Here is a 16685-nt window from a genome sequence, read left to right on the forward strand (position 1 = left end):
CGACGCAGCTCGAGCCGCTCGGCCTGCTCGCCGACCACCACGGCGTCGTGAACCTGCGTGACTACGCGCCGTTCACGGCATCCGCCACCGACGCGCCCGAGCGCCCGCTCGACGCCCGCGGCCGCAAGCGCCCCGAGGTGATCGCGGTGCTCGGCACCTCGATGAACTCGGGCAAGTCGACCTCGATGGCGACGCTCATCAACGGCCTCACGAAGTCGGGCCTGCGCGTTACGGCGGGCAAGGCGACCGGCACCGGCGCGGGCAACGACCCGACGATCTACCGCGACGCGGGCGCCGAGACCGTGCTCGACTTCAGCGACTTCGGCTTCGGCACGACGTTCAAGCTGCCAATGCCGCAGATTCGCGCGATCACCTTCGGGCTCATCGAGCAGCTCGCGGCGGCCGACCCCGACGTCGTCGTGGTCGAGATCGCCGACGGCGTGTTTCAGGGCGAGACCTCGCAGCTGCTGCGCGACCCGGGCTTCCACGCCGCGGTCGACCACGTCGTGTTCTCGGCCGTCGACGCGCTCGGCGCCCTCGCCGGGGTGCGCGAGCTGCAGTCGGCGGGCCTGCGCGTGAGCGCCGCGACCGGCGTCATGACCTCGTCGCCGCTCGCGAGCACCGAGGCCCGTGCCGTGCTCGACCCGCTCGGCGTGCGCGTGCTCGGCACCTTCGACCTCACGGCACCCGAGGTGGCGCTGTCGCTGCTCGAGCGGGCGAAGTAGTGGCCGACTCGACGCCGAAGATGCCCGCCGTGTGGCGGGGCCGGCGCCGTGGCATGCTGCTCACCCTCGTCGGGCTCGGCGTCGCGCAGGCGGCCCTCGCGCTCGTGATGGCCTTCAGCGTGGATGCGGTGCTCGGCGGCACCGGGGATGCCTCGGCCTGGCTCGCGCTCGTCGCGCTCGTCACCTCGGTGCTGCTCATCGGCATCGCGCGCTGGGCCGAGCGGATCGTCGCCGAGTCGCTCGGACAGGACTACGTGTTCGAGCAGCGTCGCCACCTCGTCGCGGCCGCGCTCGGCAATGTCGGCAACCGCTCGCTCGGCGTCATCGTCACCCGCGCCTCGAACGACCTCAACGCGGTGCGCAACTGGATCGCGCAGGGCATCGTGCCGCTGTGCACCGGGCTCAGCCTCATCGTCGTCGTCATCGGCGTGCTCGCCGTGACGCAGCCGCTCATCGCCCTCGCGATCGCGGTGCCGATCGGCCTCATGGCGCTTGTGCTGCCGCGGCTCGCGCAGCTCGCCCACGACCGGGCCCGCGCGCTGCGCCGCCAGCGCGGCAAGATGTCGGGGCACATCGCCGACACCGCTCGCGCCGGCGAATCGGTGCGCATCGCGGGGGCCGTGCGCCGCGAGCTCAGCGCCGTCGACCGCGCCTCGGCCCGGGTGGTGGATGCGGCGCTGCACCGCGCGCAGGTCACCGGCCTCGTGCGCGCGCTCACGGTCACGACGGCGTCGCTGTGCACCGCGGCGGTCGTGCTGCTCGCGCTACTCGGCCAGATCGAGGCGGCCGCGGTCGCCTCGGCGATGACGCTGCTCGGCGTCATGGCGACGCCGATGTCCGACCTCGGCCGCGTCGTCGAATATCGCCAGAACTACCGCGCGGCCCGGCGCATCCTCGCCCCGATGCTCGCGCAGGCGCGCGAGCTCACCGCCGCCGAGCGCGCCCGCGAGCGCGAGTGGCGCCGCTCGCACGGGGATGCGGGCGCGCCCGCCGGCACCGGCAAGCTCCGCATCGAGGGCGTGCGCCCCGGCGGCGTCGCGGTGCCCGAGCTGCACGCCGAGCCGGGCGAACGCGTGCTGCTGCGCTCCGAGCATCCGCCCCTCGTGCGCCGCGTGCTCGCCGAGCTGCTCGAGGGCGACCCCGAGTCGGGCGGCACGGTGCGCATCGCCGGCTTCGACCTGCGGCTCGCGCCCGCGCGCTTTCGCCGCCACCTCGTCGGCTTCGCGTCGAGCCAGCTGCCGCTCGAGCGCGGCTCGCTGCGTCGGCTCATCGGCTACCGGCTGCCCGACGCGAGCGACGCCGAGATCTGGCGGGTCGTGCGCGTCGTCGGCCTCGAGCAGCGCATCCGCACCGACCCCCGCGGCCTCGACCGCAAGCTCAAGAACGACGGCGCGCCCTGGTCGAGCGGTGACGTCGCGCGGCTCAAGCTCGCGCGGGCGCTGCTCGGCACGCCGCCGCTGCTCGTGCTCGAGCACCTCGACTCGGCGCTCGACGCGAGCGGGCTCGAGGCTCTGCGCGGGGTGCTGCGCGAGTATCCCGGCATCGCGATCGTCGCCTCACACCGGCCCGAAGCGCTCGGCGTGGATGTACGCGACTGGCGCCTCGACGGCACCGACCCGGCCAGCCGTGAGCGCACGGCGGCGGCCGTCGCCGCGTTCGGTCAGCCCCGCGAGGCCGACGACGCGGACGACGAGGAGTAGCCTCCGGGCCGAGTCCGCTACAACCGCCGACCGACGATCGGCGTCGCGCACCTGCGTAGTCTTCAACTCGTGATGGGTTTTGGTGCGCGACGAACGTCGATTACACGGATGCGGTGGCTGCGCGCCGCCGGCGGGTTCGCGCTCGCGGGCCTCGCGCTGACCGCCTGTTCGGGCGGCGGCGAGCGCATCGAGCCCAACGATCACTCGACCGACGCCGCGCAGCAAGTCGCGGAGGCGCCCGAGGTGGAGTCGGTCATCACCGACCTCTTCACCGCGATCGACGAGCACGACGCCGACCGGCTCGACGAGCTCGTGCCCGACTACGACGACGTCGACGTGCAGGTGCCCGACGTGGCGCCCGAGCTCGTCGAGATCGGCGAGATCACGGGCAACACGGGCCACTTCGACGGCGCCTCGGCGACCGTGCAGGTCACCTATTCGCTCGCCGGCGAGGAGGCGTCGTGGGATGCGCAGCTGCGGTACGTCTCGAGCGGCAGCGACGACCCGGCCTGGCAGCTCACGAATGCCATCGTCGAGGTCGAGACGCCGAGCAGCGGCGGCAGCGGCCCCTTCGCCGACTACGAGGTGGTGCCACAGCAGGACGGCATCGAGCTCGACGACAAGATCGACTCATTGCCGGGCGCGTACCTCTACACCGTGACGCCACCGACCGGCGCGTTTGAGGTGACCACCGACGCCGAGCAGGTGCCGGTATTCGTCGGTGACCGCGAGAACGAGACACCGCCAACGCGCGAAGAGATCGCCTCGGCCGCGAGCATCCAGCTGTCGTCCGCCGGAATCGACCTCGTCTCGGGCAAGTACGCCGACGACGTGAACATGTGCTCGGGCTGGTGCAGCGAGCCGGCGAACGACAAGTGGCAGGCGATGGTGTGGTCGCAGGCCGTCGACGGCACCGGCATCTTCACGATCACGACCGGCCCCGGCGCCTCGTCGGTCACCCCGGTCGACCGCGACAACCCGGGCGACTGGGAGTCAGCGATTACCGAGCAGGGCGACGCAGCCGCGCAGTACGCCGAGGTAAGCCCGCTCAGCATCGACTACTCGAAGGTGACCTGCTCAAGCACGTCCGCGAGCAGCTGCTCGGTGTCGCAAGCCGACGGCCTGCCCAGCACCCGCGACTCCGTGCGCCTGCTCTACCGCGTCGGCACCGACGGCTCGATCACCCTCGCGGATGTGGCAGGCAACACGTAGGCGCACCGCGGCCCGCACGCCGACTAGACTCAGGGAAGGCGAAATCGCCGCCAGCATCCGTCTGCAAGGAGCCGTCACTTGAGCATCGAGCACGTTCCCGACACCGTTGAGCACGCCGAGGCATCCCCCGAGCGCGAACAGCCGTACGAGGCACTCGGGCTCAAGGCCGACGAATACGCGCAGATTCGCGAACTGCTCGGCCGCCGCCCCACGTCGGGCGAGCTCGCCATGTACTCGGTGATGTGGTCAGAGCACTGCTCGTACAAGTCGTCGAAAAAGTACCTGCGCCAGTTCGGCCAGAAGGTGAACGACAAGATGCGTGAGCACCTACTCGTCGGCATGGGCGAGAACGCGGGCGTGCTCGACCTCGGCGACGACTGGGCCGTCACCTTCAAGGTCGAGTCGCACAACCACCCGAGCTACATCGAGCCGTTCCAGGGTGCCGCGACCGGCGTCGGCGGCATCGTCCGCGACATCATCTCGATGGGCGCGCGCCCCGTGGCCGTCATGGACGGCCTGCGCTTCGGAGCCATCGACCACCCCGACACCTCGCGCGTCGTGCACGGCGTCGTCGGCGGCATCTCGTTCTACGGCAACTGCCTCGGCCTGCCGAACATCGGCGGCGAGACCTGGTTCGACAAGACCTACCAGGTGAACCCGCTCGTCAACGCGCTCGCCGTGGGTGTGCTCAAGCGCGATGACCTCCACCTCGCGAACGCGCGCGGTGCCGGCAACAAGGTCGTGCTCTTCGGTGCGCGCACCGGCGGCGATGGCATCGGCGGAGCCTCGATTCTCGCGTCCGACACCTTCAGCGAGGGCGGCCCGACGAAGCGCCCCGCCGTGCAGGTGGGCGACCCGTTCGCTGAGAAGGTGCTCATCGAGTGCTGCCTCGAGCTGTTCGCGAACGACTCCGTTGAGGGCATTCAAGACCTCGGCGCGGCCGGCATCTCGTGCGCCACGTCTGAGCTCGCGGCCGCCGGCGACGGCGGCATGCACATCGACCTCGACAGCGTGCTGCTGCGCGACCCGACGCTCACCGCCGAGGAAATCCTCATGAGCGAGTCGCAAGAGCGCATGATGGCGATCGTCAAGCCCGAGAAGCTCGAGGCGTTCCTTGCCATCACGAGTAAGTGGGAGGTCGAGACCTCGGTGCTCGGCGAGGTGAACGACTCCGGTCGCCTCACGATTGACTGGCGCGGCGGCCGCATCGTCGACGTCGACCCGCGCACCGTCGCCGTCGACTCGCCCGTCTACGACCGCCCGGTTGTCTACCCGACGTGGATCGACGCGCTCCAGGCGAACAACGCCGAGGGCCTCCCCCGCCCGACATCGGGCGAAGAGCTCAAGGCACAGTTCCTGACGCTGCTCGGCTCGCCGAACGCGGCCGACCCGGCGTGGATCACCGACCAGTACGACCGCTACGTGCTCGGCAACACCGCCTTCGCCTACCCGGAGGACGCCGGCGTCGTGCGCGTCGACGAGTCGACCGGCATGGGCGTCGCCCTCGCGATGGATGCGAACGGCCGCTACGCCCAGCTCGACCCCCGTGCGGGTGCGCGACTCGCGCTCGCCGAGGCGTTCCGCAACGTCGCCGCGACCGGCGCCGCGCCGATGGCAGTCTCGGACTGCCTCAACTTCGGGTCGCCCGAGAACCCCGAGGTGATGTGGCAGTTCAAGGAGGCCGTTGAGGGCCTCGCCGACGGCTGCCTCGAGCTCTCGATTCCGGTTACCGGCGGCAACGTGTCGTTCTACAACCAGACGGGCGACGTGCCCATCCACCCGACCCCCGTCGTTGCCGTGCTCGGCAAGTTCGACGACGTCGCGCGCCGCGTGCCGAACGGCTGGCAGGAAGAGGGCCACAACCTCTACCTGCTCGGCGAGACCCACACCGAGCTCTCGGGCTCGCTCTGGGCGGATGCGGTGCACGGCCACCTCGGCGGCCACCCGCCGGTCGTCGACTTCGAGCGCGAGCAGGCGCTCGCCGACCTCATCGACGGCGCCTCGCGCCAGGGCATCCTCGGCTCGTCGCACGACCTCTCTGAGGGTGGGCTCGCGCTCGCGCTCGCCGAGTGCGTGACGCGCTTCGGCATCGGCGCCCGCGTCGTGCTCGACGAGATCATCTCGCGCGACCACGTCGACGCCGCGACCGCCCTCTTCTCGGAGTCGACCGGCCGCGTGCTCGTGTCGGTTCCGCGCGAAGAGGACGTGAAGTTCACGTACATGTGCGAGGCGCGCGGCTTCCCCGTGATCCGCATCGGCGTCTCCGACGGCGTGGATGCGGATGCGCAGCTCGAGGTGCAGGGCCAGTTCACCGTGCCGGTCACGAAGCTCCGCGAACTGCGCAGCGCGACGCTGCCGAAGCGCTTCGGCGAGCGCGTCGAGGCGTAGCGTTTTCCGGCGCGCAACGCGCGTCGTTTATCCTGCGCAGCATGCGTGATGGGCAGAGCGCGGCGGTGCCGTGGTGGAAGAATTTGTGGACCTGGGTGGTCGTCGCGGGCGCGGTCATTGCGATTGTCGTGCTGATTCGCGTCGCAGCGCCGACCGTTGAAGCGAAATCGGGCACGCCGGACAACGACTCCGCCGCGACCCCCGCGGCTCCCGCCTACGACGGCACCGCCCTCGCGAGCGCGAGCGAGCAGGCCGTGCTCGACGCGTACGAGGTCGACGAGTTCAGCGAGATCGAGGCGACCGACAACACGACGATCCTGATGTCGTACATCGGCTCGTGGGACTCGTTCAGCGAGGGCCGCGTCACCGTCGTGCTCAGCGAAAAGGTGCGCCCTAACGACCTCGAGGCGTTCGCAACAACCGTGCTCGAGCACGCCGGGGGAGTCACCGGCCTCGACGCCGTGGTCGCCGTCGACAACGAGGGCCTCGCCATGTCGGCCGACCGCACCGAGGGGCCGTAGCAGGTGCGGGGTAACCGCATCCACAGGCGATGGGCACGTTGCGCCCAGTTTCACGCGGCCCTCGCTCGGTACGGTGAGTTGAAGCGATCGGTAATCTGCCTTTGGCTTCCCAAGGGCCGAGTTGCGGCCCGCGACGAAAACAGGTACCGATCATCTCTCCCACCGCCACGCCCGTTGTTAGCGGGCTCGGTCCGCTGCGCACGACCAAGCGCGCCGACACCACCGACTTCCCGCCCATCGCGAAGGCCTACACCGAGGTTTCGGCCGTGGTGCGCGAGACCGGATTGCTGCGCCGCACGCCCTGGTTCTACGGCCTCGTCGGCCTCGCGATCGTGCTCGCGCTCGGCGGCGCGGTGACCGGGTTCATCCTGCTCGGCCCGAGCTGGTTCCAGCTGCTCATCGCCGCGGCGCTCGGCATCATCTTCACGCAGGTCGCGTTCCTCGCCCACGAGGCGGCGCACCGGCAGATCCTCGAGTCGGGCCCCTCGAACAAGCGGCTCGGGCGCATCCTCGCCTGCAGCGTCGGCATGAGCTACGCGTGGTGGGACTCGAAGCACACCCGCCACCATGCGAACCCGAACCGCATGCGCAAAGACCCCGACATCGAGGTCGACACCATCTCGTTCCTCGAAGAGGATGCGGTCGAGGCCCGCGGGCTCCGGCGGGCCATCACGAAGCGCCAGGGCTGGTTCTTCTTCCCGCTGCTCACGCTCGAGGGGTTCAACCTGCACCTCCACAGCTTCAAGCACCTCTTCCAGCGCGGCCCGGTCAACGGCCGCTGGACCGAGCTCGGCATCATCTTCGCGCGCTTCGTGCTGCTGCTCACCCCGATCTTCCTGTTCCTGCCCGTCGGCATGGCGTTCGCGTTCCTCGGCGTGCTCTACGCCGTGTTCGGCGTCTACATGGGCGCGTCGTTTGCCCCGAACCACAAGGGCATGCCGGTCATCGCCGAGAGCGCGAAGCTCGACTTCTTCAGCAAGCAGGTGCGCACCTCGCGCAACATCCGCGGCGGCTGGTGGGCCACCTGGCTCATGGGCGGGCTCAACTACCAGGTCGAGCACCACCTGTTCCCGAGCATGCCGCGGCCGCACCTCGCGAAGGCCCGCGAGATCGTGCGCCAGCACTGCAAGACCCTCGGCGTGCCCTACACCGAGACCTCGCTCTGGCGCTCGTACGCAATCGTGATCGAGTACCTCAACCGGGTGGGGCTCGCGGCGCGCGACCCCTTCGACTGCCCGGCCGCGCAGCAGTTCCGGCGGGTCTAGGCAGGGTTCAACCCCCGCTGAGTTTGACTGCCCGAACTCGAAACTTTGGTACGGTTCATGCGTGTCGAACGCGCCGCTCTCGCCGAGCAACCTCAGCTACCTCAAGGCCGTCTGGGCCCTCGGCGAGTGGTCGCATGAACCGGTGACGGCGACGATGATCGCGGCCCGCGTCGGCGTGCGCACGTCGACGGCGTCGGATGCGATCAAGAAGCTCTCGGAGCGCGGTCTGCTCGACCACGCGCCCTACGGTGCTGTGACGCTGACCGAGGAGGGCACCGTGCACGCGGTGCAGACAGTCCGCCGCCACCGACTCATTGAAACCTTCCTGGTCGAGGCCCTCGGCTACCGCTGGGATCAGGTCCACGACGAGGCCGAGCGGCTCGAGAACGAGGTCTCGGACTTCATGATCGAGCGCATCGACGCCTCACTCGGCAACCCGCGGCGCGACCCGCACGGCGACCCCATCCCGGGCCCCGACGGCACCGTCGACAGACCCGAGGCGACCCCGCTGAGCGAGGCGAAGCCCGGGCAGTCGCTGCTCGTCGAGCGCGTCTCCGACAGCGACCCAGCACTGCTCGAATACCTCGCCGAGCAGGGCGTCATCTACGGCGCTGAGCTCGAGGTGCAGGGCTCGGCCCCGTTCACCGACGCGGTCAGCCTCACGGTGCAGCCCACCGGCGCGAGCCTGTCGATCAGCTCGACGGCCGCACACGAAGTCTGGGTGAGCGAGCGCGCGTAACGCGCCCTACTGCATCCCAAACTGCAGCACGATCAGGCCGATGTTGAGCACGATGATCGCCGCGGTGATGATCCAGGCGAGCGCCGTCGTCCACCACGCGTTGACCGCCTCGCCCATGACCGACTTGCGCGCGGTGAGCCAGACGAGCGGCACGAGCGCGAACGGGATGCCGAACGAGAGGATGACCTGGCTCCAGACGAGTGCCTGGGTCGGGTCGATGCCGATCGCGAGCACGATGATCGCGGGGATGATCGTGATGAGCCGGCGCGTGAGCAGCCGCATGCCTCGGTTGAGCAGGCCGCCCATGATGTCGCTGCCGGCGTAGGCGCCGACCGCGGTCGAGGCGATGCCCGAGGCGAGCAGGCCGATCGCGAACATCCAGGCCGCCGTCGTGCCGAGCGCGTGCTCGAGCGCGGCGTGCGCGCCACCGAGCGTATCGGTGCCCTCGACCCCCGGCAGCACGGTCGCTGCGACAAGCAACATCGCGAGGTTCACCGTGCCGGCGATCGTGAGCGCGATCGTGACGTCAACGCGGGTCGCGCGGATGAGCGTGCGTAGCGGCTTCTTCGTGTCCGCACCGAATCGGTCGCGGGCGAGCGAGGAGTGCGCGTAGATCGCGTGGGGCATGACGGTTGCACCGAGGATGCTCGCGGCGAGCAGCACCGAGTCGGCGCCTTCGAAGCGAGGCACCATGCCGCCGAGCACGTCGCCTACGGCGGGCGGCGCGAGCCAGAGGCTCCAGCAGAAACCGATCGCGATAACCAGTACGAGGCCGATGATGACGAACTCAAATGTCTTCGCGCCGCGGCGTGACTGAATGAGCAGCAGCACGGTCGAGACGACGCCGGTGATGATCGCGCCGACGACGAGGGGAATGTCGAACATGATCCAGAGCGCGACGGCGCCGCCGATGACCTCGGCGAGGTCGGTCGCGATCGCGACGAACTGCGCCTGCAGACCGTAAAGGATGCGCCCGGCACGATTCGAGATGCGGCGGCCGAGCAGCTCGGCGAGGCTCGCGTGCGTCGCGAGGCCGAGCTTCGCCGAGAGGTACTGCACGAGCCAGGCCGCGACGTTCGCCGCGACGAGCACCCAGACGAGCAGGTAACCGAACTGCGCGCCGGCCGACATGTTGACGGCGACGTTGCCCGGGTCGAGATACGCGACGCCGGCCACGAGCGCGGGGCCGAGCAACCATGCCGGCTTCGCCTTCGTTGCTCGCTGCGTGCCGGTCGTACTCGCCATCGTGTCGTCCACCTTTTCGCCATTTGCGACAAAACTTCGTCGCGCCGAACTTTTGAAAACAGTAGCACCGAATATTTATCGCGCGTGACGCTGCCCCTTGCATCTCACTCCCGCATTCTGCGTCGGCGCGGCCGGGCTGCTCGCGGTGGCGACAGCCCTCGCCGCGCGCCGCTTGCAGATCCCGGCTCCCCGCTGGCCGAGGCACGGCGACGCAAGCTAGGACGCGACGCGAGCCGAGTCGGAAACCTTTCCCGGGCATCCAGATGGTTGCCGATGCCACTCGCGCCGTTGTAGGCTGACGTCACCGGAAAGCGTTTACCCATCGCCTCTCAGATCTCTTACAACGATGTAAGGAGTGCACATGACAAGTGCAACCACTGCAACTCCGGTGATCGACTCACCAGACGCGCCCAAGCCCAAGGCTCGGCGCAGGGCGAAGTCGGGCTGGCTCCAGCAAACGAGCGGCTACGTCTACCCGACCATCTTCCTCGTCATCGCATTCATCGCGTGGTGGATCGTGACCGAGGCGGACTGGTGACCGTTGAGCCAGCTCATGAACGCGACGCCGGTCTTGTAATAGCAGGTCGGCGCGGCGAACACCTGGCGCGAGAGCTCCTGCGTGGGTTCGAGGATGCGCGTGAAGCTCTCGACGTCGCCCGCGTCGAGCGCCTGCACGGCCGCCGAGGCGTTCGGCGCGAGCACGCTGAACGCGCCGAGCAGCGCATCCGAATACTCGCCCGACTCGTCGGCACGGATGAGCTCGACGTAGTTGAAGTCGTCGCCCGTGAACATCGTGACGCCCTCGGGCAGCTGCCCCCGCACGTACCGCTCGGCATCGGCGTCGAGAAGGCTCATCTTGATGCCGGCGATCTTCGCGGCGTGGCTGTCGACGATCTCGAGTAGGTAGTCGGCGGCGGTGCGCCAGTCGCTGTACCCGAAGTAGCCCGCGAGCTGTGGGTCGAACGCGGTGCCGAGCCAGTGGATGATCACCTTGCTCGACGCCTCGCGCAGCACGTGGTCGTAGACGCGCAGGTAGTCGGCAGCCGACGTCGCCGCGCGGGCGAGGTGCCGGCTCGACATGAGCACGGGCGTGACGCCCTGCTCCTGCGCGAACGCGAGCTGCTCGAGGTAGGCCGTCTCGATCTCCTGCAGCGAGAGCTGCTCCTCGGTGCGGCCGTCGGTGTTCACGCCGACGGCGACCCGGCCGCCCGCCTCACGCGCGCACTCCGCCGACTTCGCGATGAGCTCGCGGGTCGCGGCCGCGTCGAGACCCATGTTGCGCTGGGCGGTGTCCATCGCATCCGCGACGTCGAGGCCCCACGAGAAGATCTGGCGCCGGTAGTCGAGCGTCGCATCCCAGTCGATGTCGGCCGGTGCGCCGGGCACGTTCTCGGCGTGCGCCTTCGGAATCACGTGCGCCGCCGCGTAGAGCGTGCGCGAGCGCAGCGGGCCGGTCGGCTTCGCGAACGCCGGGGCCGCGAGCAACTCGGTGGCGCGGGTCGTGCCGTCGGCGTCGAGCAGCTGCAGCGTGATGTCGGTGGATGCGCGGCTCGAGTCGAACGTCTGCGTCGCGGTCATCAGGCATCCACCTGCTCTGCGGCGCGGTCGACGGCGTTGCCGAGCGCGAACTCCTGCAGGCTCACGCGACGACCCTGCGCATCCGACTCGAGGGCGGCCTCGGCGAGCAGCATGCCCGCGGCGCCCGAGCGGAAGTCGTAGTGGTGCTCGCCGTCGCCGACGACGTAGCGGAGGAACTCGACCCACTGCAGCTTGAAGCCGTTCTCGATGGCGTCGTTCTGCGGCACCTCGACCCAGTTCGACTGGTAGTCGTTCGCGTCGGGCAAATCGGGGTTCCACGTCGGCTTCGGCGTCGCGTTGCGCGGCTGCACCTTCGCGCCGAAGAGGCCGACGACGGCGCTGCCATGCGTGCCGTCGACGTGCAGCTCGACGAGCTCGTCGCGGTTCACACGCACCGTCCAGCTCGAGTTGAACTGCACGATGGGGCCGTCCTCGAGGTCGAAGATCGCGTAGGCGGCATCATCGGCGGTGGCGGTGTAGGCCTCGCCGCGCTCGTCGACGCGGGTGGGGATGTGCGTGCGCTTCTCGGTGTAGACCGAGGAGATCTTGCCGAAGAGGTTCTCGATGACGTAGTTCCAGTGCGGGAACATGTCGACGATGATGCCGCCGCCGTCTTCGCTGCGGTAGTTCCAGCTCGGGCGCTGGGCGGGCTGCCAGTCGCCCTCGAACACCCAGTAGCCGAATTCGCCGCGCACCGAGAGGATCTCGCCGAAGAAGCCGCTGTCGATGAGGCGCTTGAGCTTGAGCAGGCCGGGCAGGTAGAGCTTGTCGTGCACGACGCCGTTCTTGATGCCCGCGGCCTCGGCCTCGTCAGCGAGGGCGACGGCCTCGGCGTAGCTCTCGGCGGTGGGCTTTTCGGTGTAGATCGCCTTGCCGGCCGCGATCGCCTTGCGGATCGCGGGCACGCGCAGCTGCGTGACGAGCGCGTCGAAGTAGATAGGGAAGTCGGGGTCGGCGAGCGCCTCGTCGAGGTCGGTCGTGTACTTCTCGACGCCGTGCTTCTCGGCGACCTCGCGCAGCTTCTCTTCATTGCGGGCCACGAGGTAGAGCTCGATCGGCTGGCGCGAGCCGTCAGAAAGCGGGAAGCCGCCTTCGTCGCGCAGCGCGAGCAGCGAACGAACGAGGTGCTGGCGGTAGCCCATGCGGCCGGTCGCACCGTTGACGATGATGCCAATCGTGTTCTGAGTCATGTCGGTCCTCTCATGCGAGACCTCGTCGTTGAGGTTGTGGCAATCCTATGGGAAAGCGCTTACCCGAGCAAGCGATGGATGCGAAACCGGCCTCCGCGGGTGGGCGGGGGCCGGGTTTGGGGCGGGTTGGCGCGGGTGGCGGATGCGCGGTTCGGCGCCGCGAAGCGGGGGCGGTCGGGCCGGTTAGGCGGGGCCGGATGCGCGCGGTTCGGCGCCACAGGGTCAGGCCGGTCGGGCGGCGCGGTTAGGCGCCGCGGGGCGGGGCCGGATGCCCCCCCCGGGGTCGACGCCGCGGGGCGGTGCCGGTCAGGCGCAGCTAGGCACTGCGGGGCGGGGTGCTCTCGCGGATCACGACCGACGTGTTCGCCGCGAGGGCGACGGGGGCGCGCTCGGGGTCGTCTTGCATCGCGACCTTGACCGCGCGGTAGCCCATGTCGTCGAGCGGCACGACGACCGTGGTGAGGGTCGGCGTGACGTCTCGGGCGGTGTCGATGTCGTCGAAGCCGGCGACCGAAACGTCGCGGCCGGGCAGCTTGCCGTGGTCACGCAGGGCGGTCATGGCGCCGATCGCCATCACGTCGCTCGTCGCGAAGATGGTGTCGACGTCGGGCATCCGCGAGAGCAGCTTGCGGGCGCCGGCGTAGCCGCCGTCGCGGCTGAACTCGGCCTCGACGTGGTGGTCGCCGCCGAACTCGATGCCCGCCTCGGCGAGTCCCTCGATGAAGCCCTCGACGCGGTCGACGTTGGTAACAAGGCGGCGCGGGCCCGAGACGATGCCGAACCGCGTGCCGCCGAGCTTCACGAGTGCGAGCGCGAGGTCCTTCGCACCCTGACGGTTCGAGAGCTCAACGACGTCGAACGGCGGGTGGTGCTGCGAAATGAGCACAACCTTGCCGCCGGTCGCGATGTAGTCGCTGAGGTGCTGGTCGAGCGCCGACTGGCTCGCCGCATCCGTCGTGCGCGAGCCGGTGAGAATGATCGCCTTTGGCCGCTGCGTGCGCAGCGTGCGCACGATCTCGACCTCGGAGCCGGTGTCATGATGGGCCGTCGCGACCATCACGACCAGGCCTTCTTCGGCCGCGCCGCGCATGACACCGGCGGCGATCGCGCTGAAGTAGGGGTCGGCGATGTCGCTCACGACGACCGCGATCGTCGACGAGGCGCCTTTCGCAACCGCCTGCGCCGAGAGGTTCGGCAGGTAGCCGAGGCGATCTGCGGTTTCCTGCACGCGCGCGCGGATGTCTTCGTTCACGCGCCGAGTGCTGCCGTTGATCGCGCGCGAGGCGGTCGCGATCGACACGCCCGCCTCACGAGCGACATCCCCGAGCGTCACCGGCTGCTTCGCTGCCGCCATGCGTCCCTCCGAATGTTCGTCGTTGTCGGAGTTGATTCTAGCGGGAAACGGCTTTCCGGCTAACCTTGACGCATGCATCGTCGCATCGTCATCTGCCCCGACTCGTTTAAGGGCACCTGCCCCGCCGCCGATGTGGCTGCCGCCATCGTACGGGGCTGGCGCTCGGTGCGGCCCGACGACGAGTGCGTCGCCGCCCCGATGGCCGACGGCGGCGAGGGCACGATCGAGGCGATGGGCTCAGCGAGTGACGGGGCCTCGATTGAGCGGGTGCGCGTGCGCGGGCCACTTGGCGCGCCGGTCGACGCGCAGGTGCTCCGGCTCGCCGACGACACGTGGGTGGTCGAGCTCGCCGAGACGAGCGGCATCGCCTACCTGCCCGAGGTGACGCGCGCGACGGCCGCCTCGGCCACGACGTTTGGGCTCGGCGAGGCGATTCGCTTCGCCGTGTCGCACGGCGCCAGGCGTGTGCTCGTCGGGCTCGGCAGCAGCGCGTCGACCGACGGAGGGCTCGGGGCGCTGGTGGCATTGGGGGCGCGGGCTGTCGATGCTGCGGGGCGCGAGGTGTCGCCGGGCAACGCGGGGCTGCACGAGCTCGCCTCGGTTGACTTGAGCGGATGTGTCTCGCTGCCGGATGAGCTGCTAGCGCTGACCGATGTTGAGAGTCCGTTGTTGGGTGATGCCGGTGCCGCTGCCGTGTTCGGGCCGCAGAAGGGCGCCTCGGTAGAGGACGTCGCGCGCTTCGACGCGGGCCTTGCGCGCCTCGCCGAGCTGCTCGACGCCGACCGGGATGCGCCGGGCGCGGGCGCCGCCGGCGGAACCGGCTTCGGCCTGCTCGCGCTCGGGGCGCGCATCCGCCCCGGAGCCGTCGAGATCGCGCGAACGATCGGGCTCGCCGACGCCATCGCCGGCGCCGACTTCGTGCTGACCGGCGAGGGCAGCTTCGACACGCAGTCGCTCGCGGGCAAGGTGCCGTCGATCGTGTTCGGCATGGCCGACGCGGCGGGCGTCCCGGCGGGCGTGATTGCGGGCCGCGTGACCCCGGATGCGCTTCAGTTGCGCCGCGCGACGGGCGAGGTCGAGGCCTGGTCGCTCACCGAGCTGGCCGGCGGCGCGGATGCAGCGATGCGGGACACCGAGCGCTGGCTCGAGGCCGCGGGGGCGCGGGCCGCGGAGTCGTTCGAGCGGGTTGGTGCGGGCCAGTCTAGCCGCTGAGCGCTGAGCTGCCGTGCTGCCGACCTATGTCGGTGGCTCGTGATCTCGTGAAGTCAGTCGCCCGATCACCCGCTATCGGCCGCGGCCGAGCAATGTCGGAGGCCCGTGATGGAGTGGAACTCATCCCCCCCCAGAACTCCTCCGATTCCAGCGACGCTGATGCATGTCGGTGGCTCGTGATGAGCTAACTGCGATCCCCAGAATTCCTCCGATTCCAAGACCGCCGATACATGTCGGTGGCTCGTGATCAAGTAGAACCAGTCCCCCGAACTCCCCCGATTTCCCGCACCACTGGCCATGTCGGTGGCTCGTGGTGAAGTGGAACCAGTCCCCCAGCACTCCCCCTGAATTCCGTCGCCGACTCGTCCTTGCCCACACCCTCGTGGTCAGGAAAATCCCAGCAAAAAGACTCGCACCCTGGTTCACGTTTTGGGCCGCTCGTGCGTCTCCAAGGCAACAACGAAGAGCTCCACCAGACCCGGCACGCTGACGAACAGTTTTGAGGAGGTGACACCCATGGCATCCACCCGGCACCGACCCGACGGCACCACCCCCGACCCCGAATACGACGACCTCACCGAACGCACCAGGCGTTTCACCACCGGTTATCTCGACTACAACCAGCAGCGCCGCCACGCCGACGTCGGCGAGATCCGCATGCTGGCGGTCGCCTACGACATCGCCGCCGAACACACCCGCCGCGACACCACCGCGGGCGCGCACCTCATCTCCGACGAACACCGCCTCCACTCCCACCTCCGATCCATCGTCGGCACCGCCGGCATCCGCACCAATGACAGCGACCTCACCCTCGCCAACCGCGCCCGCGACGCCCACCGCCTCACCACCGCCTTCCCTGCCTGGATGACCGCGCTCGACGACGGCACCGTCACCCTCCGCCACGCCACCGCGCTGCTGCGCTACGCGAACAAGGTCAACGACGACCGACGCGATGACTACGGCACGAAGGTCCTCGACTACGCGGCGACGCACACGCCAGGGCAGACCGACACCTACGCCAAGAAACTCGCGGCACGCCTCAACGCCGCCGACTTCGAAACCGCATTCGAACGCGCCTACGATGACCGCGCGGTCACCATCCAAGACCTCGACGACGGCATGTCGATCCTCTCCGCGACCATCCCAACCGTCGCCGCACACGCGGGCTACGACCTGCTCAGCAAACAAGCTACCCAGCTGCGCGACGACCACCACGATGACGCCAAAGCGCACCGCGCCCGCGTCCGCGAGGCGCAAGCAGCCGGGGAGGAACTCTCCCCGGAGGATGCCGCGTTCATTGACGATCCGCGCACCGTCGCACAACTCCGCGCCGATGTGTTCATCGAGACGCTCCTCACCTCGACGCCGCAAAGCATCCTCGAATCCGTCGCGAAGGGGAAACCCCGCGTGCAGGCGACGGTGAGCATCATCGTCCCGATCACCACGCTGCTCGACCCAGATGCGCCGCGCGATATCGCGACCATCGACGGGATGGAACCCATCAGCGCGTTCGAAGCCCGCCAAATCGCGGGCACCGTGACCTGCTTCGACCGCAT

General features: G+C 69.5%; 12 protein-coding genes. 8 read left to right on the forward strand and 4 right to left on the reverse strand.

Features of this window, described 5'->3' with window-relative positions; all coding sequences use genetic code 11:
• Nucleotides 1–724 precede the first annotated feature (724 nt).
• The 6 genes from ID132_RS05185 to ID132_RS05210 all read left to right on the forward strand — a co-directional run bounded on the left by ID132_RS05185 (nt 725) and on the right by ID132_RS05210 (nt 8550).
• Nucleotides 725–2425 (forward strand): ABC transporter ATP-binding protein, encoded by a 1701-nt coding sequence (locus tag ID132_RS05185; RefSeq protein ID WP_328743688.1) that lies wholly within the window; start codon nt 725–727, stop codon nt 2423–2425.
• Between the two features lie 108 nt (nt 2426–2533).
• Nucleotides 2534–3637: a hypothetical protein gene (locus ID132_RS05190; RefSeq protein ID WP_125107568.1), complete on the forward strand. Its 1104-nt coding sequence runs from the start codon at nt 2534–2536 to the stop codon at nt 3635–3637.
• A 78-nt stretch (nt 3638–3715) separates the two neighbouring features.
• Nucleotides 3716–6025: a phosphoribosylformylglycinamidine synthase subunit PurL gene (purL, locus tag ID132_RS05195; RefSeq protein ID WP_193128029.1), complete on the forward strand. Its 2310-nt coding sequence runs from the start codon at nt 3716–3718 to the stop codon at nt 6023–6025.
• Nucleotides 6026–6066: 41 nt separating this feature from the next.
• Complete coding sequence (locus tag ID132_RS05200; protein ID WP_193128030.1) at nt 6067–6546, forward strand: hypothetical protein; 480 nt, start codon at nt 6067–6069, stop codon at nt 6544–6546.
• A gap of 149 nt (nt 6547–6695) precedes the next feature.
• Complete coding sequence (locus ID132_RS05205; RefSeq protein ID WP_413229352.1) at nt 6696–7811, forward strand: fatty acid desaturase family protein; 1116 nt, start codon at nt 6696–6698, stop codon at nt 7809–7811.
• A 61-nt stretch (nt 7812–7872) separates the two neighbouring features.
• Complete coding sequence (locus ID132_RS05210) at nt 7873–8550, forward strand: metal-dependent transcriptional regulator (RefSeq protein ID WP_125107564.1); 678 nt, start codon at nt 7873–7875, stop codon at nt 8548–8550.
• Between the two features lie 6 nt (nt 8551–8556).
• On the opposite strand, the gene ID132_RS05215 is transcribed toward ID132_RS05210, so the two are convergent.
• The 4 genes from ID132_RS05215 to ID132_RS05230 form a co-directional block, all read right to left on the reverse strand.
• On the reverse strand, nt 8557–9795 hold the full coding sequence (locus ID132_RS05215) for an Nramp family divalent metal transporter (protein WP_125107563.1): 1239 nt from the start codon (nt 9793–9795) through the stop codon (nt 8557–8559).
• A 471-nt stretch (nt 9796–10266) separates the two neighbouring features.
• The gene (locus ID132_RS05220) at nt 10267–11373 is read right to left on the reverse strand and encodes a DUF993 family protein (RefSeq protein ID WP_193128031.1); all 1107 of its coding nucleotides are present in this window, start codon (nt 11371–11373) and stop codon (nt 10267–10269) included.
• On the reverse strand, nt 11373–12563 hold the full coding sequence (locus ID132_RS05225; RefSeq protein WP_125107559.1) for a Gfo/Idh/MocA family protein: 1191 nt from the start codon (nt 12561–12563) through the stop codon (nt 11373–11375). The genes ID132_RS05220 and ID132_RS05225 overlap by 1 nt, the downstream gene beginning before the upstream one ends.
• 316 nt (nt 12564–12879) lie before the next feature.
• Nucleotides 12880–13917 (reverse strand): LacI family DNA-binding transcriptional regulator, encoded by a 1038-nt coding sequence (locus tag ID132_RS05230; protein WP_193128032.1) that lies wholly within the window; start codon nt 13915–13917, stop codon nt 12880–12882.
• A 72-nt stretch (nt 13918–13989) separates the two neighbouring features.
• Between ID132_RS05230 and ID132_RS05235 the strand changes: the two genes are divergently transcribed.
• Nucleotides 13990–15129, forward strand: a complete 1140-nt coding sequence (locus ID132_RS05235; protein ID WP_125107557.1) for a glycerate kinase — start codon at nt 13990–13992, stop codon at nt 15127–15129.
• Between the two features lie 516 nt (nt 15130–15645).
• The coding region (locus tag ID132_RS14345) for a DUF222 domain-containing protein (protein WP_193128033.1) at nt 15646–16685 on the forward strand (1040 nt) is incomplete at its 3' end.

The organism is Gulosibacter sediminis, from assembly GCF_014904065.1.
GTDB classification, from domain to species: Bacteria; Actinomycetota; Actinomycetes; order Actinomycetales; family Microbacteriaceae; genus Gulosibacter; species Gulosibacter sediminis.

Bases quoted from the DNA above. Each gene is read 5' to 3' on its own strand.
- ID132_RS05215 (WP_125107563.1), bottom strand. From the start codon at position 9,795: ATGGCGAGTACGACCGGCACGCAGCGAGCAACGAAGGCGAAGCCGGCA.
- ID132_RS05230 (WP_193128032.1), bottom strand. From the start codon at position 13,917: ATGGCGGCAGCGAAGCAGCCGGTGACGCTCGGGGATGTCGCTCGTGAG.
- ID132_RS05190 (WP_125107568.1), top strand. From the start codon at position 2,534: ATGCGGTGGCTGCGCGCCGCCGGCGGGTTCGCGCTCGCGGGCCTCGCG.
- ID132_RS05200 (WP_193128030.1), top strand. From the start codon at position 6,067: ATGCGTGATGGGCAGAGCGCGGCGGTGCCGTGGTGGAAGAATTTGTGG.
- ID132_RS05225 (WP_125107559.1), bottom strand. From the start codon at position 12,563: ATGACTCAGAACACGATTGGCATCATCGTCAACGGTGCGACCGGCCGC.
- ID132_RS05220 (WP_193128031.1), bottom strand. From the start codon at position 11,373: ATGACCGCGACGCAGACGTTCGACTCGAGCCGCGCATCCACCGACATC.
- ID132_RS05235 (WP_125107557.1), top strand. From the start codon at position 13,990: ATGCATCGTCGCATCGTCATCTGCCCCGACTCGTTTAAGGGCACCTGC.